Genomic DNA, 22,746 nt, shown 5'->3' with positions numbered 1-22,746 from the left:
GTGCGGTTGCCGTGTTGGCCGGTCTGCTTCTTCTGGTTCCGTCCGTGATGAGTTCGGCGCCGGCGGCCGGGGCTTCTCGCGTTCGCGCGGTGCCGCTCGCTGAGCTGCGCGTCGAGTCTGAGCAGGTGGCCTACGGGCTTCGGCGGCCGGTGGCCATCACCGGGCTGCCCGACGGCCGGATGCTGATCGCCGAGAAGGCCGGCACCGTCCGCGCCTACCATCCCGACACCGGGCTGGCGGCCGAACCTCTGCTCGATCTGACCGCCCTCGTCGACACCTCCGACAACGAGCGTGGGCTCCTCGGCATCACGCCCGCGCCCAACTTCGCGCGCACCGGCATGCTCTATGTGGCCTACACGAGCCTGCCCGCCGGCGCGCTCACCCTGGCCCGGCTCCCCATCGGCGCCCCGGAGCGGCTCCAGGTGCTGCTCACCCAGGACCACGCCGAATACGGCAACCACAACGGCGGGCAGGTCGCCTTCGGCCGCGACGGCCTGCTCTACTGGTCCACCGGCGACGGCGGGCACGCCAACGACCCCTTCAAGTCCGGCCAGGATCTCGGCACGTTGCTGGGCAAGATCGTACGGATCGACGTGAACCGTGCCTGCGGCGCGAAGCCCTACTGCGTGCCCGCCGGCAACCCCTTCGTGCGCACGCCGGGCGCCCGGCCCGAGATCTGGCTCTACGGACTGCGCAACCCCTGGCGGTTCTCCATCGACGTCGACAACTCACTGTGGATCGGCGACGTCGGCCAGGGTCTGGTCGAGGAGATCAACCACATCCGCCCGTGGCAGGGCGGGTCGAACCTCGGCTGGTCCTGCAAGGAGGGCACCCCCGTCTTCGACCCCGAGCAGTGCCGCGCGGGCGTGCGATACGTCGATCCGGTCTTCGAGTACGAGCACTACATGACCGAGAGCTGCTCGGTGACCGGCGGCCTGGTCTACCGGGGATCCGAGACCCCGGAGGCGCGGGGCGTCTACCTCGCGAGCGACTACTGCTCGACCCTCGCCTTCGCCGTGCGCCCCAAGCCCGGTGGCGGCTACGAGTCGGCCACGATCGGCAACCTGCCCACCCAGCCGACCGCTTTCGGGGCCGATCTCAACGGCGAGTTGTACGTCCTCAGCGACCTCCCGGGCGTGCTGAGCCGAGTCCACTTCGAAATTTTCTGATATCGCGTTAATTTATTGCGGAGTTTCGTACGGAAATTATAACGTCCCGTCGTGATCGAATCGACCGCCCTCGTCACCGCGCGGGGGCTCACCAAGGTCTACGACGGCCCGCCGGCGCACACCGCGGTCGGCGGCATCGACTTCGACGTGCTGCGGGGTGAGGCGTTCGGCTTCCTCGGGCCCAACGGCGCCGGCAAATCCACCACGATGCGGATGATCGGCTGCGTCTCGCCCCGCAGCGGGGGAGAGCTGACGATCCTGGGCCACGACGCGGCCCGGGACCGGCGGGCGATCAAGGCTCGGCTCGGCTCGGTGCCGCAGGACGACACGCTCGACACCGAGCTGACCGTCGAGGAGAACATCCTGATCTACGGGCGCTACTTCGGGCTGGGCCGGGCGGTGATCCGGGAACGCACCGATCAGCTGCTGGAGTTCGCCCGGCTCACCGACAAGCGCGCCGCGCGCGTGCAGGAACTGTCCGGTGGCATGCGCCGCCGGCTCACCATCGCCCGCTCGCTGGTCAACGAGCCCGACCTGCTGCTGCTCGACGAGCCCACCACCGGGCTCGACCCGCAGGCCCGGCACCTGCTGTGGGAACGGCTGTTCCGGCTCAAGCAGGACGGCGTCACGTTGATCCTCACCACGCACTACATGGACGAGGCCGAACAGCTCTGCGACCGGCTGGCCGTGATGGACGGCGGGCGGATCGTCGCCCACGGCTCGCCCCGCGAGCTGATCGAGCGGTACGTCACCCGCGAGGTGCTGGAGCTGCGCTTCCCGCTCGACCAGCACGAACTGGCCGCGGAGAAGGCGCGCGGGGTCGGCGAGCGGCTGGAGGTGCTGCCCGACCGGTTGCTCTGCTACACCACCGACGGCGAGGCCGCGCTGGACGAGGTGCACCGCCGGGGGCTCGATCCGCTCACCGCCCTGGTCCGGCGCTCGGGCCTGGAGGACGTCTTCCTCACCCTCACCGGCCGGACGCTCGTCGAATGAGCACCATGGCCGTGCGCGAGGCCGGGTACTGGTGGCATCGCTACCGCCGGACCTGGCGCGGCACCATCGTGATCAGCGTCGTCAACCCGCTGCTGTTCGTCGTCGCCCTGGGCTTCGGCCTCGGCCAGTTGGTGGACGAGCGCAACGGGGGCTCGTACCTCACCTTCATCGCGCCGGGCCTGCTGGCCGCCTCGGCCATGCAGCTGGGTTTCCTCAACGCGAGCGGTCCGGTGTTCCAGTCGGCGCTCCCGGGCGGCAACTACCGGGCCGCGGTCACCACGCCGATGGAGCCCACCGACATCCTCACCGGACACCTGATCTTCGCCACCTTCCGGGCGCTGACCGACGCCGTGGCGATCCTGATCGTCCTGGTCGCCTTCGGCGCCATCGCCCTGCCCGACGTGCCGCGCTCGCTGCTGGCGGCGGTCCTGACCAGCCTGGCCTTCGCCGCGCCGGTGGCCGCCCACGCGATCACCGTGACCCGCCCGGCGCAGCTCAGCGCCCTTTTCCGGTTCGTGATCATGCCGCTGTACATGTTCTCCGGCACGTTCTTCCCGGCCGATCAGCTGCCCGAGTGGCTGCGGGGACTGATCTGGCTCAGCCCGCTCTGGCACGGCGCCGAACTGTGCCGCGGCTCCGGCCCGCTCGCCGTGCATCTGCTCGTCCTGCTCGCGCTGATCGTGGCCGGATATCTGGCCGGCCGGCGCGCCTACACCCGGAGGCTCACCGCGTGAACGCCGCCGTGCTCGTCGAGCGCAACCTGATGATCTACAAGCACACCTGGTACGTGCTGCTGGCCGAGATCTTCGAGCCGGTGCTCTACCTGCTCTCCATCGGCGTCGGCATCGGTGTGCTGGTGGGCGCGGTCACCGACGTGCCCGGCGGCGATCCGGTCCGCTACGCCGCCTTCGTCGCTCCGGCCCTGCTGGCCACGGCGGCGATGAACGGCTCGATGAACGAGACCACCTTCGGCATGTACGGAAAACTCAAGACCGACCGGACGTACGCGTCGATGCTCGCCACCCCGCTGAACGAGCGGGACGTGGCGCTCGGCGAGATCGGCTGGGCGGTGCTGCGCGGCACCATCGTCAGCACCGCCTTCCTGATCGTGATCACGGCGCTGGGCCTGGTCGGCTCGCCGTGGGCGCTGCTGGTCGTGCCGGGCGCGGCGCTGATCGGTTTCGCCTTCGCCACCGCCGGCGTCGTGGTCGTCACCTATCTGCGCGACTGGCAGGACATGCAGTACATCCAGCTGGTCATGCTGCCGATGTTCCTGTTCGCCACCACGTTCTATCCGCTGTCGGTCTATCCGCGGCCGGTGCAGATCGTGGTCCAGTGGCTGCCGCTCTACCAGGCCATCGAGTTGCTGCGGAACCCCGCGCTCGGCATCCTCTCGGTCAAGATCCTGGTGGCGGCGCTCTATCTGGCCGTGATGGGCGCGCTCTGCCTGCGCCTGGCCGTCCGCCGGCTACGCCGCACGCTCGCGATGTGACGCGAAGATGACGACCCGCGGGCCACGGCCGGTGTCGAGGGTCTCGCCCGGTGACAGGCGGCCGGTGGCGGTCACGTGGCCGGTTCTCGGGTCGACGATCCGGTAGTCCGGCGGCGTTCCCCGATCGAGCAACATCCGCAGAGGGCCGCCGTTCTCGAGGTACACGAGGTGCAGCCGTCCGGGGACGCGCAGGCCGCGCGGGCTCAGAAACGTCTCCCAGTCCGGCTCCATGTCGGTGGTCGGCGCGCCCTGGAGGATCCGGCCGACCAAGCCGGCGTACGTGGACCCCTCGTAGTCCAGCGCGTCCCGCCAGCTTCCGCCCGGGCCCAGGAAGTACGGCGCGTGGCCGGGCTCGCCGTCGCGGTGGACCCACTGCCAGATGTTCGCCGCGCCGTAGACGACGCCCATCGTGGAACCGGCGCACAGGTTGCTCCAGGCCTCGTGTCCCTGCCACCAGCCCGCCGCGAGGTCCGGATGGCCGGTGCGCTCATAGCTGGGCTCGCCGTTGGCGACCGCCTTGACCGGCGTCTCCCGCCACATGCCGGCCACCCGTTCCGGCACGTGTTCGCCGCCGTGGCCGGTCTGGCACCACTGGAAGTCGAGCCAGGGCGCGTCCTGATGGGCGTTGGCGCGGGCGTGGGGCCGGTAGTGGATGCCGGTCGGCTGCCCGTAGCAGTCGCTGTCGTGGACCTCCCGGCCGCCGGCCTCGATCTGCGGTTCCGTGCCCGAGCCGTCGGCGCCGACCAGATAGACGGCCGGCCGGGCGCCGTACCGGGCCACCAGATAGCGGCAGTACCTCGCGTACTCGGCGGGCGGCACGACCGTGCCGGCGACGTCCAGTCCCTTCCAGCCGAAGCCCTGGAAGACCGGTTGCAGGACGGGGACGATGCCGTGGTCGAGGAGGATGCCGAGAAGCCGGTCCAGGTATTGGAAGTAGCCGGGGTTGAGCTCGTTGAGCCGGCCGTCGGGCAGGTCCTCGAAGCCGACGTCGAAGCCCTCGTCGGCACTGCGGTCACGGGGCCCGGTCGCGTGCATGTCGGGCTGCACCGTCATGAGCAGCACGGCGTTGAAGCCTTTGGCGGCGCGGTCGCGGGCGTAGAGACGTACCTCCTCCTCGGTGGCCCGCCACGGCAGCGCCCACGCGGTGTCGGCGACGAGCAGCGCCGGCGTGCCGTCGGCGTGCACGAGGCTGCGCCCGCCGGGCGACATGCGCCAGAAGCCCTGCCGCGTGACGGAATCAGTGACGACTTCGATGCGGCCGGACACCGCGTGCAGCCCCGGATCGGGCACGCTGGCGCTGGTCTTCCAGAGCCAGGCGCCTTCGCTGGTGGAGGAGGCGAAGCGGACCCGCCACGTCCGGCCGCCGTCGTAGAACGCGGGCCGGCGCAGGACCGTCCCGTCGGTGTGGATGAAGGTCGCCCAGACGTCGACCGACGTGTACGGGCCGGGGATGTCGGCCGAGGCGGTCAGCGTGAGCTCGGCCTCCTGCCACGCGCTGATCTTCATCCTTTGGATGCTCCCGCGGTGAGGCCGCCGACGATCCAGCGCTGCAGGAACGTGTACGCGACGAGGATCGGCACCACGGCGATGAGGATGCCGGCGGCCAGCCCGGTGTTGTTGTTGGAGAACTGGCCCTGGAAGTTGAGCAGGCCGACCGGGATGGTCTTGTGCGCGTCGGAGTTGAGCAGGATCAGGGCGAACAGGAACTCGTTCCAGGTGGCCACCGCGTCGAGGATGAAGACGGTGACCAGGGCCGGGGCCGACAGCGGCAGCGCGATGGTCAGGAAGACGCGCCAGGCGCCGGCGCCGTCGATGCGGGCGGCCTCGAGGATCTCGTCCGGCAGCTGCCGGAAGAACGACTGCAGGACCAGGACCTCGAACGGGATGCCGAAGGCCAGATAGGGGCCGATGAGCCCGATCAGGCTGTCGGTGATGCCCGCGCTGCGGGCCATGACGAAGACCGGGACGATGGTGATGTAGATCGGGATGGTCAGCCCGAGGAACACCGTGTACATGATCGCCCGGCCGAACCGGATCCGCAGTTTGGCCAGCGCGAAGGCGAGCATGGCGCTGATGAAGACGCCCAGCGGCACCTTCAGGATCAAAAGGATCGAACTATTGCGGTACGTCGTCGCGAAGTTGCCGATGTCCCAGGCGTCCGCGAAATTGGCGAAGGTGAAGGTGCCGGGCCAGGAGAGCGGCCCGTTCGCGATGAAGTCGCTCAGCGGCCGCACGGCGGTGATCACCAGCAGCACCAGCGGGGAGATCCAGAGCAGGGCGACCAGCGTCATGACGGCGGTCGTGCCGAGGCCGCCTCTGGTTTTCGTCATGCGGCGTGCTCCTTCGTCTGGGAGCGGACGTACGGAATGCTGACCGCGATGGCCACGACGGTGATCACGACGGCGATGGCGGTGCCGTATCCGGCCTGGTTGTACTGGAAGACGTTGAAGTACATCCAGGTGCCCATCACCTGGGTCGCGGTGCCGGGCCCGCCGTACGTCATGGCGTAGATCAGGTCGAAGACCTTGAACGAGTCGATGACCGAGAGCGCGATGACGACGTAGTGCGCCGGTTTGAGCCCGGGCATCGTGATGTGCCAGAACCGCTGCCACGGGGTGGCCCCGTCGACGGTCGCGGCCTCGTACAGGTCCGGGCTGATGCCTTGCAGGGCGGCCAGATAGAGCAGCATCGGGAAGCCGACGCGCAGCCAGATCGCGGCGACCATGGTCGCGCCGAGCGCCGTCGAGTCCTGGCCGAGCCACGGCTGGGCCAGCCCGTCGAGGCCGATCGCGCGCAGGGCCGCGTTGATCGCGCCGTACTGCGGGTTGTAGAGCCAGCCCCAGATCGAGGCGATGCTGACCAGCGGCAGGACCGCGGGCGTGTAGAAGATCAGCCGCAGGACGGGCTTGCCGCGCACCTTGCCGTTGAGCACGACGGCCAGCACCAGGCCGAGGACCACCGGAACGACCACGGTGACGACGGCCCAGATGAGGTTGTTGACGGCGGCCTGGCGTACGACCGGGTCGTCCGCCATGTTTTTGTAGTTGTCGAGGCCCACGGTGTTGTACGCGGCGCTGAGCCCGTCCCAGTCGGTGAAGCTGAACCACAGCGAGGACAGCGCCGGATAGACCAGGAAGACGAAGTAGACGATGAGGGCCGGCGCCGCGAAGATCCAGGCGGCCAGCCCTTCTCGCCTTCTCATTTCTTCCAGGCCTTGATGACGTCCTGCATCTTCTTGGCGGCGTCGGCGGGCGTGGTCTTGCCTTGCAGCACGTCGCTCTGGATCGCGAAGTACTGATCGGCCTGCTTCTTCGGCAGTGCCTGGTCCTGGATCGTGTAGAAAGGCTGCTTGCCGGGGCCTTGCGACCACTCGTACGACAGCGGAAGCGTCGCCTTGTCGGGCTCGGCGCCGATCACGACCGAGTTGGTGATCTTCAGCGCCGCGATGGTGCCGGCCTGGACGAGGAAGTCGATGAGGGCGGCCGCCATGTCCGGGTTCCCGCTCTTCGCGTTCACCATGTAGCCCTCGACGAAGCCGGAGTGCCGCGCCGGGTTCTGGCCGGTCGGCAGCGGGAAGACGCCGAAGTCGGCCGAATCCTTGCCGGCGGCCTGAATGCCCTGCGCCTCGGTCCAGGCGCCGGTCAGCGTATAGGCGGCCTTGCCCTGCACGTACCAGTTCTCCACGTCGGCCGGGTCGAGGCCGACCGCGCCCTCGGGCAGCCACTTCTGGTCCTGCCACTTCTTGAAGTTCGTGAACGCGGTGACCACCTCGGGCCGGTCCCAGCTCTCGGCGCCGGTCAGCAGCTTGTCGTGCAGGTCGGGGCCGGCCGAGACCTCCAGCAGATATTCGAACAGGCGCATGATGTCCCAGCCGTATTTGCCGCCGAGGCTGGCCGGGGTGATGCCGGCCGCGACCAGCCGGGCGTTGGCCGCCTCGAGTTCCGCGTACGTCGTGGGCGGGGCGCTGATGCCGGCCTTGGTGAACGCGGCCTTGCTGTACCAGCCGCCGATGCCGGCGCCGATGAACGGCACGCCGCCCTTGACCCCGTCGAAGGTCATGCCCTCGATGGCGGCCGGGCTCAGCTTCGAGTCCCAGCCGAACTTCGTGTAGTAGGCGCTGAGGTCCGCGGCCTGCTTGGCGGTGACGAAGGGAGCGCCGATCTGGCCGCCCCAGATGCGCCACACGTCCGGCCCCTTGCCGCCCAGCAGTTCGGTGCGCAGCTTGTCCGGATAGACCGCGGCCCCCGAGCCGGGGAGCGAGTCGACGGTGGTGGTCGTCCCGTTCTTCTGGTCGAACGCCTTGACCTGGGCCTTGAGCAGGTCGACGGTCGAGTTGTCCTCGTAGGTGAACAGCCGCAGCGTCTTCGAGCCCGTGCCCGTTCCGCTTCCGCTGTCCGAAGAGCTGGTTCCCGTGCAGGCGGCCAGGCCGGTCGCGAGGGCGGCGGCGCCGCTCAGACCGAGGAATCCGCGTCGGTTCATGGTCATCTCCTTGTCGGGGGTTCGGCCGACCGGCCGAAGCGGCGGATCTTGGCGAACATGTCCTCGAGCAGGAACCGGACGTCGACGGTCTCGACGACCCGGATGGGGTTGCCGGTGCCGGGCAGGTAGTGGCCCTCACGGCCGAACCGGGGAGCGGGGACCGTGCGGAACTGGCCACCGCGGGGGTAGAGCATCAGGGAGATCGCGGGGGAGTCGCCGAGGGAACGGGACTCGATGGGTTCCGGGTGGTGGGCCGCGTTCCACTCGGCCATCTGCCGGATCAGGTAGTCGGCGAGCCCGGAGGTGCCGCCGATCTTCTCCTCGAGCTCGGCGTAGCCCACCGAGACCTGGGAGTACACATTCGAGGGCACCTGCCAGACGGTGATGCCCGAGCCGAAGACCACGTTGGCCCCGGCGATGTCGTTGCCGAGATTGAATTCCGGGCCGGGGTACGTCTCGACGCCGCCGTAGCCGGGCCCGCCGATCCAGATCACCACGACGTCGCGGTGCACGATCTCCGGTTCGAGCAGGATGGCCGAGGCCATGTCGGTGAGCGGGCCGAGGAGGGCGACGAAGAGCGGGCCCTCCCGCCGGCTCTCCTCGATGATCAGCCGCGCGCCCGGGCTGTCCCGCGGGGTCGCCTCGTCCGGAATCGGCCCGGCCGCGCCGTCGGCCACGGTGACCTCGCCGTCGAGATCCATCAGCCGCAGGAGCAGATCGATCTCCTCGCGCGACTCCTCCATGCTGCGCTCGCTGCGATGACGCCCGAAGTGGGCCGCGATCAGCCCGCGCACGTCGAGCGACGGCGAGAGCAGCGCGTGCACGATCGCGAACTGATCGTCGGCCTCGTTCTTGGCGTCGGTGTTGATGACGACCCGGCGACGGGATGCGAGGGCCACCTGATCTCCCTTCGCTATTTCGATGCAGGACGGCATATCTATTCAGTTAGCGGCGTCGGGGCGGTGAGGGTTATCGATAACCTCTGGCGTAGGTTATCGATAACCCAGGGCCCGCCGTGTAACACGTCGGTAACAAGAAGTTGGTCTTGCGATACTCGTCCGGTGCGGGGGAGGAGCTGAATGGCAGAGTCACAACCGCGTCCCAAGATGGTGGACGTCGGACGGCTGGCCGGCGTGTCGGCCCAGACGGTCAGCCGGTACTACACCGGCAAGGGGTACGTCGGCGCCGCTACGCGCGAGCGCATCGAAGCGGCCATCACGCAGCTCAACTACCAGTTCAACGGCTCGGCCCGGAACCTGCGGGTGAACGCGACCCGGACGATAGGCGTACTCACGACCGGTCCTTCGGTCTATGGCACCTGGACGATCCTTCAGGGGCTCAACGAAGCGGCCCACGACGCCGGGTACGCGCTGTTCACGAGCTGGGTGGAGTTCGACCCGGCCGACGCGAGCGCGCCCGGCGAGGTCCACGAGGCCCTGGACCGGTTCCTCTCGGCCCGGGTGGACGGCATCCTCATCTCGTCACCCCACCCGGGCATCGAGGACACCCTCGAGCGGGTCTGGGAGACCGTGCCGGTCGTCATCCTGTCCGGGCACGCCTGGCCGAACGCGGACTCGGCGACGGTCGATTCGTACGAGGCCGCGCTCCTGGCCACGCGGCACCTCATCGAGCTCGGGCACCGGCGGATCCTGCACATCGCCGGGCCGGTCGAGATCAACGAGACGGAGGACCGGGAGCGCGGATATCGCGACGCCCTGGCCGAGGCGGGCGCCGAGCCGCTTGGAGTGCTGCGCGGGGACTGGTCGGCCCAGTCGGGCTACGACGTCGGCCTCGGCGCCGACGTCCGCGATTTCACGGCCGTCTTCAGCGGCAACGACCAGATGGCGCTGGGCTTCATGAACGCGCTCAGAGGCCGCGGCCTGGTCGCGCCGGACGACTACTCGATCGCCGGGGTGGACGACATGCCCGACGCGCGCCATTTCGCGCCGCCCCTGACGTCCGTCTGGATGGACTTCGTGGAGCTGGGACGGGCCGGCTTCCGGATGCTCGTCGAGCGCATCACGACCGGCGAACGCGTCGCGCGGCAGGTCATCCACCCGCGGCTGGTGCCGCGCGAGTCGAGCGCGCGCCTCACGCCGGATCGAAGACCTTGAGGTCGACCGCGTTGGCGATCGCCTCCATGCCGGCGTTGTTGGGGTGCATGTGGTCGCCCTGGTCGAAGCTGCCGTTCCACCGGGTCGGATCGGCGGGGTCGCGGACGGCGGCGTCGAAGTCCACCACCCCGTCGCAGCCGCTGCCGCTGCTCCGGACGAAGCTGTTGTAGACCTTCCGGCCCGCCTCACCCTGGCCGCTGTAGCCCTCGGAGCCCGCGAACGGCACCAGGGTCGCGCACACGACCTTGATCTTCTTGGCGTGGCTGCGCTGGATCATCTGCCGCAGCCCGGCGACCAGCCGGTTGCCGGTGGACGCGTCGGCGCCGCCGAGGTCGTTGATCCCGAGATCGGCGACGATCACCCACTTGACGCCGGTCTGGCCGAGCGCGTCGCGCTGGAGCCGGTTGAGGGCGCTCTGGCCGACACCGTCCTGCAGGAGCGAGTTGCCGCTGATGCCGGCGTTGAGCACCCCGACGGTTCGCCCCTCGCCGCCCAGCCGCCGGGCCAGCAGGTCGTGCCAGCCGCGATTCTCGTTCCACGTCGAGTCGTACCCGTCGGTGATCGAGGCCCCGAGGGCGACGACCGAGCCCTCGGCCTCCTCGTTCTGGACGTCGACGCCGGCGAGGAAGGAGTAGTTGTAGAACGAGCGCATGCCGGCCAGCGTGGCCTTCGTGCTCTGGTTGCCCGCCGCCACGTAGTTGTCGCGGTTCGCGGACTCGTGCTGGGTCACCGACGCGACGCGCTGCGGCACGAAGGCGCTGACCGCCAGGTCGCTGCCGGCCGGCAGCCGGTACGCCACCGGGTCGCTCACGGCGGTCCCCCCGGCCTTGACGGTCACCGAGTCGGCGCCACCGAAGGTCACCCGGGCATTGGTGCCCGGGTCGACCTCGCCGGTGCCCAGATGCTTGGCCAGATAGACGGTGCTGACGGTGAGCGGGGCGGTGCTGAACTCGTTGGAGAGCCGGACGCGGACGGAGTCGCCGCCGATGCTCGCCCGGACCACCTGCCGGAGCGTCTCGGCTTGGAAGCCGGCGCCCTTGCCGTCCTGCATGACCGTCGCCCAGGTGCCGGTCCAGGGGGTTTTCGGGTCGACCGGCGCGGCCACGGCCGGACCGGCGTTCCCCTGCTCGTCGTCCGGCGTGTCACGCCGCACCCACACGACCACTGCCACGACAACGAGCACGAGAACGGCCGAAACCAGGAGTTTCGCACTTCCAGACCACTTCACTGAGCCCACGGTACGTCCTTGATCAACTACCGGGTATCAGTCGTTCCGCCCGGTTAGATCATCGGTACTGGTCGCATTTTCCGGTGTTCGGCCAGTTGGTGATCGTCGGCCCGTCCGTGCACTGGACCTTCGACGACTGCAACGGGGAGTACGCCGAGGCGCTGTGCTCCGACCGGGCGCCGTTGGCCGAACTGGTGAAGATGTTGGCGTAGCCCTTGGCGCCGTCGTAGCGGCAGCCCTCATTTTCGTTGCACAGATGCTCCAGGCCCTGCCAGTACCGGTCGTCGTAGATCACCTTCGTCTGGTTCGCCGGCAGCTGCATGCCGATCGGGCCGAAAATCAGCGGATCGCCGGTCCACTGGTCGATCATCGTGCTCGCCTGGCTGCTCTGGAAGTTCCAGAACCGGGTGAAGTACACCTCGACGTAGACGCTGCTGTCGCTGTAGTTCTGCACGGCGATGCCGGTTTTGGTGGCTCCGCTGGCCTTCCGGGCGCAGGCCCACAGCTTCACCTCGAACGTGCTCAGATAGACCGAACGCCCGCAGTCCGTGCTCGAATTGAACGGCCCGAAGTTCGCCTTCGTCTCGGCCGCGGCCGGTGCGGCGGCGAGCCCGACGACCGCGACGGCGGCGGCCAGCACGGCCCCCACGCGGCGTCCCAGGTGCATTCTCATGGCTGTCAAACCCTTTCATCCCGTACGACCGGACCTCGCATCGATGGTCGGAAAGAGCGCTTTCGCTGACAACTGTCACCTGTCCCTGGCCTGCGCTCATCTGTCCCCGGAGACAGATAGGCGGGCTCAGGAGAAGACCTGGGTGCAGTTCTCCCGGTACGGCTCGTCGCGCCACAGGCACACCTGAACCCGCACGGCGCGCCCGTCGATCGTGGTCGCCACCGCCATCGTCCGCACGTAGTCACGTTCGGAGCGGGCCAGCGTCACCGGGCAGCTGCGCCAGCGCCCGTCGCCGGGCTGCCAGCGGATCCGGGCGCCGCCCGAGCGGGGCACGTTGTCGTCGGAGCCGGCCCGCCCCCAGTAGTAGGTGCGCCCGGCGTAGCGGTTGTAGCGGGCCGAGCCGTTCATCTCGTCGAAGTCCAGGAACGGCTCGATCACCTGGGCCTGCTCGTCCGGGCTGACCACGCTCGACTCGACCAGGTCCTCGCCGCTCGCGCCGTCGCGGCAGGGCAGATCGGCGACCGCGACCGGGGCCGGGTCGGCGCGCTGCGCGAACGTGAGGGCGACCACGGCGCCGATCAGGCCGGCCACCAGCGCGACGGCGGCGGTGGTGGCCAACTGCCCGAAGCCGCGCGGCCAGCGCCACCGCCGCGAGACGAACTGCCCGTCGATCACCCGCGGGCCATCGGCCTCCTCGCCCGGAGCGGGCGGCCCGGCGAGCTCGGCGCCGCGGCGCATCGCCGGCACCAGGAAGGGCGCGCGCTCGTCGGCGGCCCGCGCGGCCTCGGTCAGCGCCGTGATGCGGGCCGCCGCCGCGGCGAACCGGGCGGCGTCGGGCAGCCCGAACTCCTGACCCGAGATCTGATGGCAGGCCCGCACGACGGCCACCACCAGCACGGGATCGGCGAGGGCGCGCGGCTCGGCGGCCAGCACCCGGGCCACGTCGTCCTTGTCGACGGCGACGCCGACCGCGAACCGGTGCGTCCTGATCACCTCGGCGATATGCCGCAGCGAGGCCGGCCGCCGGCGCCGGCGGGGGACCGGCGCTCCCGGCGGCGGCACGTACCGCCCGTCGCGCTCGGCCCGCCCGGCGGCGCTGTTCAGCATGGAGGACAACAGCGCGACGGCGTCGTCGACCTCGCGCCACCACGGCGATCTCGGTTCTTTCACGGCAACGGAGTATCGCTGTCGCTCTATGTCCTTGTCCAACCTCGCGGGTGCTACATCTCGTGCTCCCACCAGCCACGTGTGTCGACGTCCGCGGCGTCGGCGAGAGCCTCGAGCTCGGCGATCTCCTCGCCGGCGAGCTCGAGGCCGCCGGCGCGGACCAAGCCGTCGATGTAGCTCGCCCTGGTGACGCCGACGATCGGGGTGGTTCCCTTGGCGAGGGCCCAGGCGATGGCGACGTCGGCGGTGGACGCGCCCCGGACCTCGCCGATCGCCGCCATCCGGTCCGTCAGCGCCGTCAACCGGGGCAGGATGGCGTTGTACGCGGCCGCCCGGGTGCTGCCCTCCGGCAACGGATGGGCCCGGCCGGTCAAGGCGCCCTGTTCGAGGACCATGTAGGCGAAGAACCGTACGTCGTGCTCGCGGCAGTGATCGAGAGTGCCCGCGCGCTCGGAGTCGCGGTGCAGGAGGCTGTAGTGGTTCTGGACCGCCTCCACCCGATATCCGGCCTCGCCGAGGATCTGATCGGCGAGAGCGATCTCCTTGAGGTTGTGGTTGGAGACGCCGACATGCCGGATCCGGCCGCTCCGCAGCAGCGGGATCAGGAGCGGCGTCCAGCGGGCCACGTCGGCCGGGTTGTGGATCCAGTACAGATCGACGTAGTCCGTACGCAGTCGGTCGAGGCTCTGTTCCAGCATGTCGGCGACCGGGTTGTCGCCGTCGCCGGCGGCCTGCGGGGTGAACTTGGTCGACAGCTGGTACTCGCCGCGGTCGTACCCCCTCAGCGCCTGGGCGAGAACCGTCTCCGCGCGGCCCATGCCGTACACCACCGCGGTGTCCCAGAGCGTGAACCCGCCGGCCTGTGCCTTCTCGACGACCTCTCGAAGGCCGCTCGGGGTGAGCCGGCTGCCGAACTGGCCGTCGCCCGCCTCGCCGTTGTCTCCCCAGGCCCATGTGCCCAGCGCCAGTTTCTTGTTCGTCATGCCTCCCAGAGGACCGCGGTCGCGGCAGGGGGAGAAGGTCGCGTTCATAGGGGGTACAACCTCGACCCCCTCTGTGCTGTGACCAGCGGATACGGTGAGGAGCATGCGCGGCGAGATCCGGGATTTCCTCATCAGCCGGCGCGCCCGGATCACCCCGGCGCAGGCCGGGCTGCCGACCAGCGCCCGGCGGCGGGTCGCCGGCCTGCGGCGCGAGGAGGTCGCGGTCCTGGCCGGCGTGAGCACGGAGTGGTACACGAGGCTGGAGAAGGGTCACATCGGCGGCGTCTCCGACGATGTCCTGAACGCGGTCGCCCGCGCCCTGCGGCTGGACGACGACGAGCGCACGTACCTGTTCGACCTGGCCCGGTCCTCGCGGCCGTCACGGCCGTCGCGTCGCGGAGACGTCGCGATCCCGCCCCGTATCCAGTGGCTGCTCGACTCCATGAGGATGTCCGCGGCGTTCGTCCGCAACGGCCGTACGGACGTCATCGCCGCCAATCCGCTGGCCCGGGCCCTGTTCGCGCCGATGTTCGACAGCGGCCCCAACCTCGCCCGCTATGTCTTCCTTGATCCGGGCGCGCGCGACTTCTACGTCGACTGGGACGCCGCCGGAAGTGCCACCGCCGCCCTGCTGCGCGCCGAAGCCGCGCGCGAGCCGCGCGACCGGGCCTTGCGTGACCTCATCGGGGAGCTGTCCACCCGAAGCCTCGAGTTCCGCGGCCTGTGGGCCGCGCACGACGTGCTGATCCGCCACGACGGCGTCAAACGACTACGGCATCCCGGGGCCGGCCACCTGGAGCTGACCTTCCAGGACCTCGACCTGCCCCTGTCCGGCCGGGCCGTGCACAACCTGATCATCTACACCGCCGAGCCCGGCACCGCGTCCGAGGACCGGCTCGAACTCCTCGCCTCAGGCGGGGTAGGCGCGGGTCTCGGTGGCTTTCACCGCGGCCCATAGCGGCCGGCCGGGGGCGAGGCCGAGCTGGGCGGCGGCGGCGGGAGTGATGTCGGCGGCGACGCTGATCGGGCCGTCCAGGCGTACGCGAAGGTTGTCGCCGTTGCGTTGCATGTCGGCCAAGGTCGCGGGCCAGGTGTTGCGGGGGCTGCCCTCCGGGCGCTCGGGGAACAGGGCCACCGCGGCCGGCGGGAACGCCACGAAGGCCGGGCCGTGCACGGTTTCGTTGGCCGTGAGGGTGAAGCCGCCGGAGAGCTCGACGGTGGTGCCCGAGCCGTGGCCCCGGTAGAGGTTGAGGCCGACGAGCTGGGCGACGTAGTCGGTGCGGGGCCGGGCCGTGATGGTCGCCGCGTCGCCCTCCTGCACGACGTGGCCGCCCTCGACGATGACCAGGCGGTCGGCCAGCACCAGCGCGTCCAGCGGGTCGTGGGTCACCAGCAACGTCGCGCCCGGGTGGGCGGACAGGTGACGGTGCAGCTCGGAGCGGGTCTCCAGCCGGGTCCGCGCGTCGAGCGCGGCGAGGGGCTCGTCGAGCAGCAACAGCTGCGGGTCGACGGCCAGGGCCCGGGCCAGGGCGACGCGCTGGGCCTGGCCGCCGGAGAGCTGCCGCGGCTTGCGGCGGGCGAAGTCGGCCAGCCCGACCCGCTCCAGCCAGCGGTCGGCGATCTCGTGCGCGGCGCGGCGGTCGGCGCCGTGCCGGCGGGGCCCGAAGGCGACGTTGTCGCGGGCGGTCAGATGTGGGAACAGCAGGTAGTCCTGGAAGACGACGCCGATCGGGCGCCGCTCCGGCGGCGTCCGGGACAGATCGCGGCCGTCGAGCGTGAGGTGCCCACCGGCGAGCGGGGTCAGTCCCGCGAGCGTCCGCAACGCCGTGGTCTTTCCGGCGCCGTTGGGACCGAGCAGGGCGACCGTCTCACCGGAGCGGATGCCCAGCTCGATGTCGAGGCGGAACGGGCCGCGCTGGGCGACGAGGCGCGCGTCGAGAAGCCGGTCGGTCATGGCGCGGTCAGCCAGCGGTCGCGGAGCGCGGCGAGGACGGTGACCGAGACCGCGAGCAGGATCAGGCTGAGCACGACAGCGCCTTCCAGGTCGCCGCTCTCCATCGTCTGGTAGACCGCGAGGGGCATGGTCTGCGTGATGCCCGGATAGTTGCCGGCGAAGGTGATCGTGGCGCCGAACTCGCCGAGCGCGCGGGCCCAGCAGAGCACGGCGCCGGCCGCGACGCCCGGGCCCACGAGCGGCAGGGTGACGTGGGTGAAGGTGGTCCAGCGGGTCGCGCCCAGCGTGGCGGCGGCCTCCTCGTAACGCACGTCGGCGCCGCGCAGCGCGCCCTCGACGGAAATGACCAGGAACGGCAGCGCCACGAACGACTCGGCGACCACCACGCCGGCGGTGGTGAAGGGCAGGGAGAAGCCGAACGTGCTGTCGAGCCACTGCCCGACCAGCCCGCGGCGGCCCAGGGCGAGCAGCAGGGCGATGCCGCCCACGACCGGTGGCAGGACCAGCGGCACGGTGACGAGCGCCCGCACCAGGCGCCGGCCCGGGAAGGTGACCCGGGCCAGCAGCCAGGCCAGCGGAACCCCCAGCAGCAGGCAGAACAGCGTGGCCAGGGTCGCGGTGACCACCGACAGGCGCAGCGCCTCGAGAACCTCGGGCTCGGTCAGCCGTTGCGGCAGCGTGGCCCAGGGCACCCGCGCCAGCAGCCCGATCACCGGCAGGATCAGGAAGACCAGGCCGAGCACGGCGGGCAGGAGCAGGGGAAGGGGCACGCGGGAGGAGCGGCGGACGCCGGTTGCGGTCATGGTGATCAGGGAGCCTGGAAGCCGGCTTCCTCGAGCACCTTGGTGCCGTCGGCGGACAGTACGTAGTCGATGAAGGCCTGACCGCCGGGCGCGTTCCTGGCGCCCTTGAGAAGGACGATCGGATAGTCGTTGACGGCCTTGGCCGACTCGGGGAACTCCACCGCGTCGACATCGGCCGCGGCGGCCTTGGCGTCGGTGCGGTAGACCAGCGACGCGTCGACCTCACCCAGCTTCACCTTGGCCAGGGCGGCCTTGACGTCCTGCTCGTAGGTGACCGGCGTGACCTTGACCCCGGCTGCCTCGAGGGCCTTCGTGGCCGCGGCGCCGCACGGGACCTCCTCGGCGCACAGGGCGACCTTGTTGGCCTTGTCCGCGAGATCGGCCAGACCGCCGATCTTCTTGGGGTTGCCCTTGCCGACCGCGATCACCAGCTGATTCTTCACGAAGGTGGTCGGCGATCCCGACGAGTTGCCGGCATCGGTGACCGTGGTCATGTTCTTCGGCGCGGCCGAGGCGAACACGTCGGCCGGCGCGCCCTGGTTGATCTGGGTGGCCAGCGCCGAGCTGCCCGCGAAGTTGAACGTCACGGTCGTGTTCGGGTGCGCCGCCTCGAACTGCTTGCCGAGCGTCGTGAACGACTCGGTCAGCGACGCCGCCGCGAAAACGGTGACGGCGCCGGTCACATTCGACGCGCCGGAGCTGGCGGGCGCGGCGCTGCCGGAGCTGTTGCCGCTGCTGTCGTCACCGCAGCCGGCGACACCGAAAGAGATGATCGCGGCAAGCCCGGCCGCCGCGACGCGAAGTGCCCTCAACTGGTCCTCCCCTTGTGTGCCACGGCTTCCACCACCACCGTGGTCGACTTGATCACGGCCACGGCCACGGACCCGACCCGCAGGTCGAGCTCGTCGGCCGCCTCGCGGCTCATCAGCGACACGACCCGGAACGGCCCGGCCTGAATGTCCACCTGAGCCATCACGGTGTCCTTGACGACCGCGGTCACGATGCCGCGCAGCCGGTTGCGGGCCGACGACTCCCCGATCGCGTCGGGCGCGCCGGCCTGATCACGCACGAAGGCGGCCAGCTCGACCCCGTCGATCTGCCGGTGGCCGTGCTCGTCGCGCTCCGCGACGAGCCGTCCGCCGTCGACCCACCGGCGCACGGTGTCCACGCTGACACCGAGCAGTTCAGCCGCTTCACCGATACGGAATGTCGTCACGGCGATCACCTTATCGCCTGGCATCTGCAACCGATAGCGGCGATGTGTCCACGCGTCTGCGATGAGAATTATCGGAAGAAGGCCGCAGACGCTGTCCAGGTTGGTGTACGTCGGCCGTCCCCGGTAACCTGCTCGTCTGTTCTGCTGGGGGATCGACTGATGGACGACGAGCTGGCCGGCGCGCTCATCGCGGCGCGGGCCGGTGACGAACGGGGTTTCGCCGTGCTCTGGCGCGCGCTGAACCCTGCCGTCCTGCGTTATCTGCGGGTGGTGGCCGGCGACGCGGCCGAGGACGTGGCGTCCGAGACCTGGCTGCAGGCGGCCCGCGACCTCGACCGGTTCTCCGGCGTCCCGGACGAGTTCCGGGCCTGGCTGTTCCGCATCGCCCGGCACCGCGGCATCGACGAGAGGCGCCGGGCCGGCCGCCGCCGCGAGGAGCCGGCCGCGACGGTCGACGACGGCTCGCTGTCGCGCGACGCCGCCACCGAGATGATCGAAGGCGCGGAGATCGACTGGGCCGTCGAGCGGATCGCGTCGCTTCCCGGCGATCAGGCCGAGGCCGTGATGCTGCGGGTGGTCGCCGGTCTCGACGTCGCCGCCACCGCCAAGGTGCTGGGCAAACGCCGCGGCGCGGTACGGGTCGCGACCATGCGCGGGCTGCGCCGGCTGGCCGCCGACCCAGAGGTCCGCGACCGCGCGACCGAAACCCCGCGGCCCACCGCCACTGAAACCCCGCGGCCCACCGCCACTGAGGCCCCGCGGCCCACCGCCACTGAGGCCCTGCGGCCAACCGCGGCCGAGATCCCGCGGCCAACCGCGGCCGAGGAGGTGTGATGCCGATGCGCGGACCCGACGAGGCGGACCGGGTCGCCCAGGGCGGCCGGACCGGGAACCCGGGACTGGACCACCTGCTCGACGCCGTCCGGGCCCCGGCCACCAGGGCCGAGATGAGCGGCGAGCAGCAGATGGCGGCCGCCATGGCCGCCGAACGCCGCCGCGCCGTGGCCGCCCGCAAACGCACCGGCCGGCCACGAGCAGTCATCGTCGGTGTCGCGACGGCAGTGCTCGTGCTGGGCGCCGGGGGCACCGCGGTGGCGGCCCGCACCGGCAGCCTGCCGGGCGACGCGCAACGGCAGGCGCACCGCCTGTTCTCGGGCTTGGGCGTGCCGCCGCCGATCGGGACTCCGGTTGAGATCCCGACCTCGGCCCCTACGGCTTCCACCCGTCCGGCGTCGGCTCCCACGTCACCGCCGGCAACGTCCAGTCCCCAGCCGACGCCATCCCCTTCGCCGTCCCCTTCGCCTTCGCCTTCCACTTCTTCGCCTTCCAGTTCGCCTTCCGCTTCGGCCGTGGCGGCGGACCGGGTTGCCTGGTGTACGGCCTGGCAGATCGACGCCGACGGCGGGCACCCGATGAACGGTCGGGACCGGCGGGACCTGATCGCCGCGGCCGGCGGCAAGGAGAACGTGGCGGACTACTGCGCCGGCGTAGCCGAGGCGTCACCGAGCCCGCATCCAGGAAGGAACAAGTAAAAGCGTTCCAGCCGCTGTTTTTGTTACTCCAAAACCTCGTACGGGCGTTTGATATTGCTCACCGTTGATTACCGCGGTGAGGCCTCCTACCGTTTGTGGCCGCGTTCACTTCAGGAGGAGACCACGTGGCCATTGCCGTGCTGATGAGGCGGGTGTCGCCCGAGGACGTCGCCCGCGGGCCGGAGCACTTGGAGTCCGGGTTCGGCGCGGCGACGGACAACGAGGCCGAAGCCGGTCTGCTGTGCCGCCTCGGCCGGGAGTGGGCGTTCGTCGACCTGGCGCTCACCGGCGACCGGCACACGTCCGGCGCCCTGGCCGGCCTGGTGGTGCTGGGCGGCGACCCGCTCGCCCGGGTCGGCCCGGCCGACCAGGACATGATCATCGTGCTCGACGTGGAGAAAACCGCGGTCGCCGCCGCTTACCTGGGCGACATCGATCCTGAGGCCCTGATCGAGCAGCACCGCCCCCAGTTGACGGAGCGGGCCGGCGGCGCCCTGCCCGACGCGCTCCTGGCCGGGATCCGGCAGCATCTGGAGGATCTGCAAGGCTTCTACACCGCCGCCGCCAAGGCCGGCCAGGCAGTCGCCAAGCGCACCTACGTCTGAGGCCACGATCGCGCCAGGACGCGACGGCCTCCGCCTCGGGGTGGGTGGGCCAGCCAGGCGCGGGGGTGGCCCGCGACGAAGCGTTCGAGCAGTGCGCGGCCCAAGCCGTGGCGCCGGTGGGTGGGTGCGACCATCAGTTCGCGCCGAGAAGCATTGCCGGTAGATCGGCTGGAGCTCCTCGAGCGCGAGCAGGAATGCGGTCACGGTGCGACGATGATCGGGTTTCCGGCGGCGCGGGCGGCGTCGAAACGCTCGGTGATGGCGGCCTCGAGGTCGCCTTCGGGACGGTCGGCGCTGCTGCCCGGTCGCAGGTTGTTCCAGAACATCGAGTGCAGGACGTGCCCGGAGAGGTTGAACGCGAGGGTCTTCTCCAGGCCGACCAGCGCCGAGTAGTCGCCCTTGTCGCGGGCCTCGGCGAGCTGGTCGAGGGTGTCGTTGCTGCCTTTGACGTACGCCGCGTGGTGCTTGCGGACTGTCCGACCGCGGCCGAGGTGCATCGGCGTCTGGAGGGCGAGGGCGTACGCATCGACCTGACCACCGTGCATCGGGCGCCTGCTCTGCCGGCGGTGCGGCCGCACGGTGGTGCTGTCCGACCGGGCGGCCGCCGTCCTGGTGGGCGAGGCGGCGGCGGCCGGATTCGACGCGGAGCCGATGGTGGTGTCCGGTCACTGCGCCCGGTGCGGTGAGGTGAGGGTCGTGACCGGTCTGGCTTATTCGGCGGGCTTGATGTTCGCCGACCAGCGTTCCTCGATGCGGCCGAAGCGCCAGATCGCGATGGCGGCGATCCACGACACGACGAACAGGCCGACGATGCCGTAGCCGGCGTAGTCGAGCGGGATGGAGCCGATCGCGGCCAGCGGGCCGGTGGTGATGTGCGCCTGGTCGTCGAGGACGCCGATCAGCTCGATGGTGCCGATGATCAGGGCCACCGCCACGGAGATCGACGTGATGGTGATGTTGTAGAAGACCTTGCGGACCGGCTTGGCGAAGGCCCAGCCGTAGGCGGCGTTCATGAAGACGCCGTCGATGGTGTCCATCAGGCACATGGCCGCCGCGAACAGGATCGGCAGGACCAGGATCGAGTAGAACGGCAGGTTGAACGCCGCCGCGCCGCCGGCCAGCACGAGCAGGCCGACCTCGGTGGCGGTGTCGAAGCCGAGGCCGAACAGCACGCCGATCGGGTAGATGTGCCACGGCTTGCGCACCGACTTGGTCAGGCCGCCGAGGAACCTGTTCATGAAGCCGCGCTTGTTGAGCTGGTCCTCGAGGGCCTGCTCGTCGTAACGGCCCTGCTTGAGCTCGCGGAAGACCTTGATCACGCCGAACAGGACGACCAGGTTGAGGATGCCGAGGATCCACAGGAACACGCCGGACACGGACGCGCCGATGACGCCGGTGACCGAGTGCAGGGCGCTGCCGTCGTCCTCGACCTGCCCGGCCAGGGCCTTCACGCCGGCCGAGAGCAGGAACGCGAGCCCGAAGACGATCGTGGAGTGCCCGAGGGAGAACCAGAAGCCCACGGACAGGGGCTTGCGGCCGGTGTTCTCCTGCATGAGCTTGCGGGTGGTGTTGTCGACCGCGGCGATGTGGTCGGCGTCGAAGGCGTGGCGCAGCCCGAACGTGTAGGCGAGGACGCCGACACCGACGGTGAAGACCGGATGGACCCCGCCGAGGTGGAAGTGTTTCGGGACGACCAGGCCGAACAGGATGCCGAAGCCGGCGACGTGCAGCAGGACGATGAAGCCGGCCATGCCGTACAGGGAACGCCGGTCCCGCGCCGTGAGGCTCTGCCGGAAGCGGGCGAACCCGCTGGTGTTGGTGCTCATGTGGTTCTTCTTTCAGGTGGACCGCCAGCCGTGACGCTATGTCCGTTGATCTTCAGTTGCAACACTCTGGCGATAGCGGCCAGGTGACATGCGGAAGAACACACCGCCGCCGATCGCGAAGGTGATCAGGACGCCCAGCACGCCCGAAAAGCCGGTCGACAGATATTCGTTGTCGATGCCTTCGATGCCGTAGTCGGCCAACGGGCTGTCGGCGAGCTGGTGCTGTCCTTCCTGCTGGGCCATGCAGGTGCCGCCGGTGATCTCGCCGTCGGCGTCGAAGGTGCAGCCCTCGCGGGCGGTGTGGTCGAGGCCGTCGGGGCTGCCGGAGGCGAAGCTGCTGGCCACGCCGGCGAGCAGCAGGGCAACCAGGAGGCCGGTAGCCAGGAAGAGTCGCTTTCTCATGCCTCGGCCTCCACGGGCTTGCGGAAGCGCCGCAGGGCGTAGACGAGATCGGGGCGGACGCGGGCGACCGTGGCGACCGTGGTGGCGGCGATGATGCCCTCGCCGATGCC

25 protein-coding genes and 1 pseudogene are annotated in these 22,746 nt (G+C 70.3%); 9 read left to right on the top strand and 17 right to left on the bottom strand.

What is annotated here, in order from left to right; translation table 11 throughout:
* The first annotated feature begins 89 nt into the window (after nucleotides 1-89).
* Genes ACFY36_RS37580 through ACFY36_RS37565 form a run of 4 tightly spaced genes read left to right on the top strand, consistent with a single transcriptional unit; the run spans nucleotide 90 to nucleotide 3,654 of the window.
* Complete coding sequence (locus tag ACFY36_RS37580; RefSeq protein ID WP_499750661.1) at nucleotides 90-1,169, top strand: PQQ-dependent sugar dehydrogenase; 1,080 nt, start codon at nucleotides 90-92, stop codon at nucleotides 1,167-1,169.
* Nucleotides 1,170-1,220: 51 nt separating this feature from the next.
* Nucleotides 1,221-2,162, top strand: a complete 942-nt coding sequence (locus ACFY36_RS37575; protein ID WP_499750660.1) for an ABC transporter ATP-binding protein — start codon at nucleotides 1,221-1,223, stop codon at nucleotides 2,160-2,162.
* On the top strand, nucleotides 2,159-2,896 hold the full coding sequence (locus ACFY36_RS37570; RefSeq protein WP_499750659.1) for an ABC transporter permease: 738 nt from the start codon (nucleotides 2,159-2,161) through the stop codon (nucleotides 2,894-2,896). Before ACFY36_RS37575 ends, ACFY36_RS37570 begins: the two co-directional genes overlap by 4 nt.
* Nucleotides 2,893-3,654, top strand: a complete 762-nt coding sequence (locus tag ACFY36_RS37565) for an ABC transporter permease (protein WP_499750658.1) — start codon at nucleotides 2,893-2,895, stop codon at nucleotides 3,652-3,654. Before ACFY36_RS37570 ends, ACFY36_RS37565 begins: the two co-directional genes overlap by 4 nt.
* Here the strand turns inward: ACFY36_RS37565 and ACFY36_RS37560 are convergent.
* Genes ACFY36_RS37560 through ACFY36_RS37540 form a run of 5 tightly spaced genes read right to left on the bottom strand, consistent with a single transcriptional unit; the run spans nucleotide 3,631 to nucleotide 9,032 of the window.
* Nucleotides 3,631-5,160: a glycoside hydrolase family 140 protein gene (locus tag ACFY36_RS37560; RefSeq protein WP_499750657.1), complete on the bottom strand. Its 1,530-nt coding sequence runs from the start codon at nucleotides 5,158-5,160 to the stop codon at nucleotides 3,631-3,633. The genes ACFY36_RS37565 and ACFY36_RS37560 overlap by 24 nt on opposite strands.
* Nucleotides 5,157-5,984, bottom strand: coding sequence for a carbohydrate ABC transporter permease (locus ACFY36_RS37555; RefSeq protein WP_499750656.1), 828 nt, complete (start codon nucleotides 5,982-5,984; stop codon nucleotides 5,157-5,159). The genes ACFY36_RS37560 and ACFY36_RS37555 overlap by 4 nt, the downstream gene beginning before the upstream one ends.
* Nucleotides 5,981-6,856 carry a carbohydrate ABC transporter permease gene (locus ACFY36_RS37550; protein ID WP_499750655.1) on the bottom strand — a complete coding sequence of 292 codons (876 nt, stop codon included), beginning with the start codon at nucleotides 6,854-6,856 and terminating at the stop codon, nucleotides 5,981-5,983. The genes ACFY36_RS37555 and ACFY36_RS37550 overlap by 4 nt, the downstream gene beginning before the upstream one ends.
* Nucleotides 6,853-8,133: an ABC transporter substrate-binding protein gene (locus ACFY36_RS37545; RefSeq protein ID WP_499750654.1), complete on the bottom strand. Its 1,281-nt coding sequence runs from the start codon at nucleotides 8,131-8,133 to the stop codon at nucleotides 6,853-6,855. Before ACFY36_RS37545 ends, ACFY36_RS37550 begins: the two co-directional genes overlap by 4 nt.
* Before the next feature lie 2 nt (nucleotides 8,134-8,135).
* Nucleotides 8,136-9,032 (bottom strand): nucleoside hydrolase, encoded by an 897-nt coding sequence (locus tag ACFY36_RS37540; RefSeq protein WP_499750653.1) that lies wholly within the window; start codon nucleotides 9,030-9,032, stop codon nucleotides 8,136-8,138.
* Between the two features lie 180 nt (nucleotides 9,033-9,212).
* Between ACFY36_RS37540 and ACFY36_RS37535 the strand changes: the two genes are divergently transcribed.
* Nucleotides 9,213-10,247 carry a LacI family DNA-binding transcriptional regulator gene (locus ACFY36_RS37535; RefSeq protein ID WP_499750652.1) on the top strand — a complete coding sequence of 345 codons (1,035 nt, stop codon included), beginning with the start codon at nucleotides 9,213-9,215 and terminating at the stop codon, nucleotides 10,245-10,247.
* On the opposite strand, the gene ACFY36_RS37530 is transcribed toward ACFY36_RS37535, so the two are convergent.
* The 4 genes from ACFY36_RS37530 to ACFY36_RS37515 form a co-directional block, all read right to left on the bottom strand.
* Nucleotides 10,225-11,475, bottom strand: coding sequence for an SGNH/GDSL hydrolase family protein (locus ACFY36_RS37530; protein WP_499750651.1), 1,251 nt, complete (start codon nucleotides 11,473-11,475; stop codon nucleotides 10,225-10,227). The two genes, ACFY36_RS37535 and ACFY36_RS37530, sit on opposite strands and share 23 nt — an antisense overlap.
* A gap of 58 nt (nucleotides 11,476-11,533) precedes the next feature.
* The gene (locus ACFY36_RS37525; RefSeq protein WP_499750650.1) at nucleotides 11,534-12,148 is read right to left on the bottom strand and encodes a hypothetical protein; all 615 of its coding nucleotides are present in this window, start codon (nucleotides 12,146-12,148) and stop codon (nucleotides 11,534-11,536) included.
* 126 nt (nucleotides 12,149-12,274) lie between these two features.
* Complete coding sequence (locus tag ACFY36_RS37520; protein WP_499750649.1) at nucleotides 12,275-13,318, bottom strand: hypothetical protein; 1,044 nt, start codon at nucleotides 13,316-13,318, stop codon at nucleotides 12,275-12,277.
* A gap of 50 nt (nucleotides 13,319-13,368) precedes the next feature.
* Entirely contained in the window at nucleotides 13,369-14,298 is a 930-nt protein-coding gene (locus ACFY36_RS37515) for an aldo/keto reductase (protein ID WP_499750648.1), read from the bottom strand.
* 103 nt (nucleotides 14,299-14,401) lie between these two features.
* Here ACFY36_RS37515 and ACFY36_RS37510 point away from each other — a divergent pair, with 103 nt between their 5' ends.
* Entirely contained in the window at nucleotides 14,402-15,256 is an 855-nt protein-coding gene (locus ACFY36_RS37510; protein WP_499750647.1) for a helix-turn-helix transcriptional regulator, read from the top strand.
* Here the strand turns inward: ACFY36_RS37510 and ACFY36_RS37505 are convergent.
* Genes ACFY36_RS37505 through ACFY36_RS37490 form a run of 4 tightly spaced genes read right to left on the bottom strand, consistent with a single transcriptional unit; the run spans nucleotide 15,209 to nucleotide 18,271 of the window.
* The gene (locus ACFY36_RS37505; protein WP_499750646.1) at nucleotides 15,209-16,252 is read right to left on the bottom strand and encodes an ABC transporter ATP-binding protein; all 1,044 of its coding nucleotides are present in this window, start codon (nucleotides 16,250-16,252) and stop codon (nucleotides 15,209-15,211) included. The two genes, ACFY36_RS37510 and ACFY36_RS37505, sit on opposite strands and share 48 nt — an antisense overlap.
* Nucleotides 16,249-17,055, bottom strand: coding sequence for an ABC transporter permease (locus ACFY36_RS37500; RefSeq protein ID WP_499750645.1), 807 nt, complete (start codon nucleotides 17,053-17,055; stop codon nucleotides 16,249-16,251). The genes ACFY36_RS37505 and ACFY36_RS37500 overlap by 4 nt, the downstream gene beginning before the upstream one ends.
* 5 nt (nucleotides 17,056-17,060) lie before the next feature.
* Nucleotides 17,061-17,867: a molybdate ABC transporter substrate-binding protein gene (gene modA / locus ACFY36_RS37495; protein ID WP_499750644.1), complete on the bottom strand. Its 807-nt coding sequence runs from the start codon at nucleotides 17,865-17,867 to the stop codon at nucleotides 17,061-17,063.
* Entirely contained in the window at nucleotides 17,864-18,271 is a 408-nt protein-coding gene (locus tag ACFY36_RS37490; RefSeq protein WP_499750643.1) for a TOBE domain-containing protein, read from the bottom strand. Before ACFY36_RS37490 ends, modA begins: the two co-directional genes overlap by 4 nt.
* 159 nt (nucleotides 18,272-18,430) lie before the next feature.
* Between ACFY36_RS37490 and ACFY36_RS37485 the strand changes: the two genes are divergently transcribed.
* From ACFY36_RS37485 to ACFY36_RS37475, 3 genes are all read left to right on the top strand, one after another.
* The gene (locus ACFY36_RS37485; RefSeq protein WP_499750642.1) at nucleotides 18,431-19,105 is read left to right on the top strand and encodes an RNA polymerase sigma factor; all 675 of its coding nucleotides are present in this window, start codon (nucleotides 18,431-18,433) and stop codon (nucleotides 19,103-19,105) included.
* The gene (locus tag ACFY36_RS37480; RefSeq protein WP_499750641.1) at nucleotides 19,105-19,803 is read left to right on the top strand and encodes a hypothetical protein; all 699 of its coding nucleotides are present in this window, start codon (nucleotides 19,105-19,107) and stop codon (nucleotides 19,801-19,803) included. The genes ACFY36_RS37485 and ACFY36_RS37480 overlap by 1 nt, the downstream gene beginning before the upstream one ends.
* A 125-nt stretch (nucleotides 19,804-19,928) precedes the next feature.
* Nucleotides 19,929-20,408 (top strand): DUF1877 family protein, encoded by a 480-nt coding sequence (locus ACFY36_RS37475; RefSeq protein ID WP_499750640.1) that lies wholly within the window; start codon nucleotides 19,929-19,931, stop codon nucleotides 20,406-20,408.
* Between the two features lie 200 nt (nucleotides 20,409-20,608).
* On the opposite strand, the gene ACFY36_RS37470 is transcribed toward ACFY36_RS37475, so the two are convergent.
* The 4 genes and pseudogenes from ACFY36_RS37470 to ACFY36_RS37455 all read right to left on the bottom strand — a co-directional run.
* The gene (locus ACFY36_RS37470; RefSeq protein ID WP_499750639.1) at nucleotides 20,609-20,953 is read right to left on the bottom strand and encodes a hypothetical protein; all 345 of its coding nucleotides are present in this window, start codon (nucleotides 20,951-20,953) and stop codon (nucleotides 20,609-20,611) included.
* A 165-nt stretch (nucleotides 20,954-21,118) separates the two neighbouring features.
* Entirely contained in the window at nucleotides 21,119-22,234 is a 1,116-nt protein-coding gene (gene nicT, locus ACFY36_RS37465) for a Nickel transporter NicT (protein WP_499750638.1), read from the bottom strand.
* Between the two features lie 36 nt (nucleotides 22,235-22,270).
* Entirely contained in the window at nucleotides 22,271-22,636 is a 366-nt protein-coding gene (locus tag ACFY36_RS37460; RefSeq protein ID WP_499750637.1) for a PDGLE domain-containing protein, read from the bottom strand.
* Nucleotides 22,633-22,746, bottom strand: a pseudogene (locus ACFY36_RS37455) (cobalamin biosynthesis protein CbiM); the annotation flags it as partial. The pseudogene ACFY36_RS37455 and the gene ACFY36_RS37460, both read right to left, overlap by 4 nt.

This window comes from Actinoplanes sp. NPDC000266 (assembly GCF_042899005.1).
In the GTDB taxonomy this organism is placed as follows: Bacteria; Actinomycetota; Actinomycetes; order Mycobacteriales; family Micromonosporaceae; genus Actinoplanes.
The sequence above is the reverse complement of the archived record's forward strand: the minus strand, read 5'-3'. Positions and strand labels throughout refer to the sequence as shown.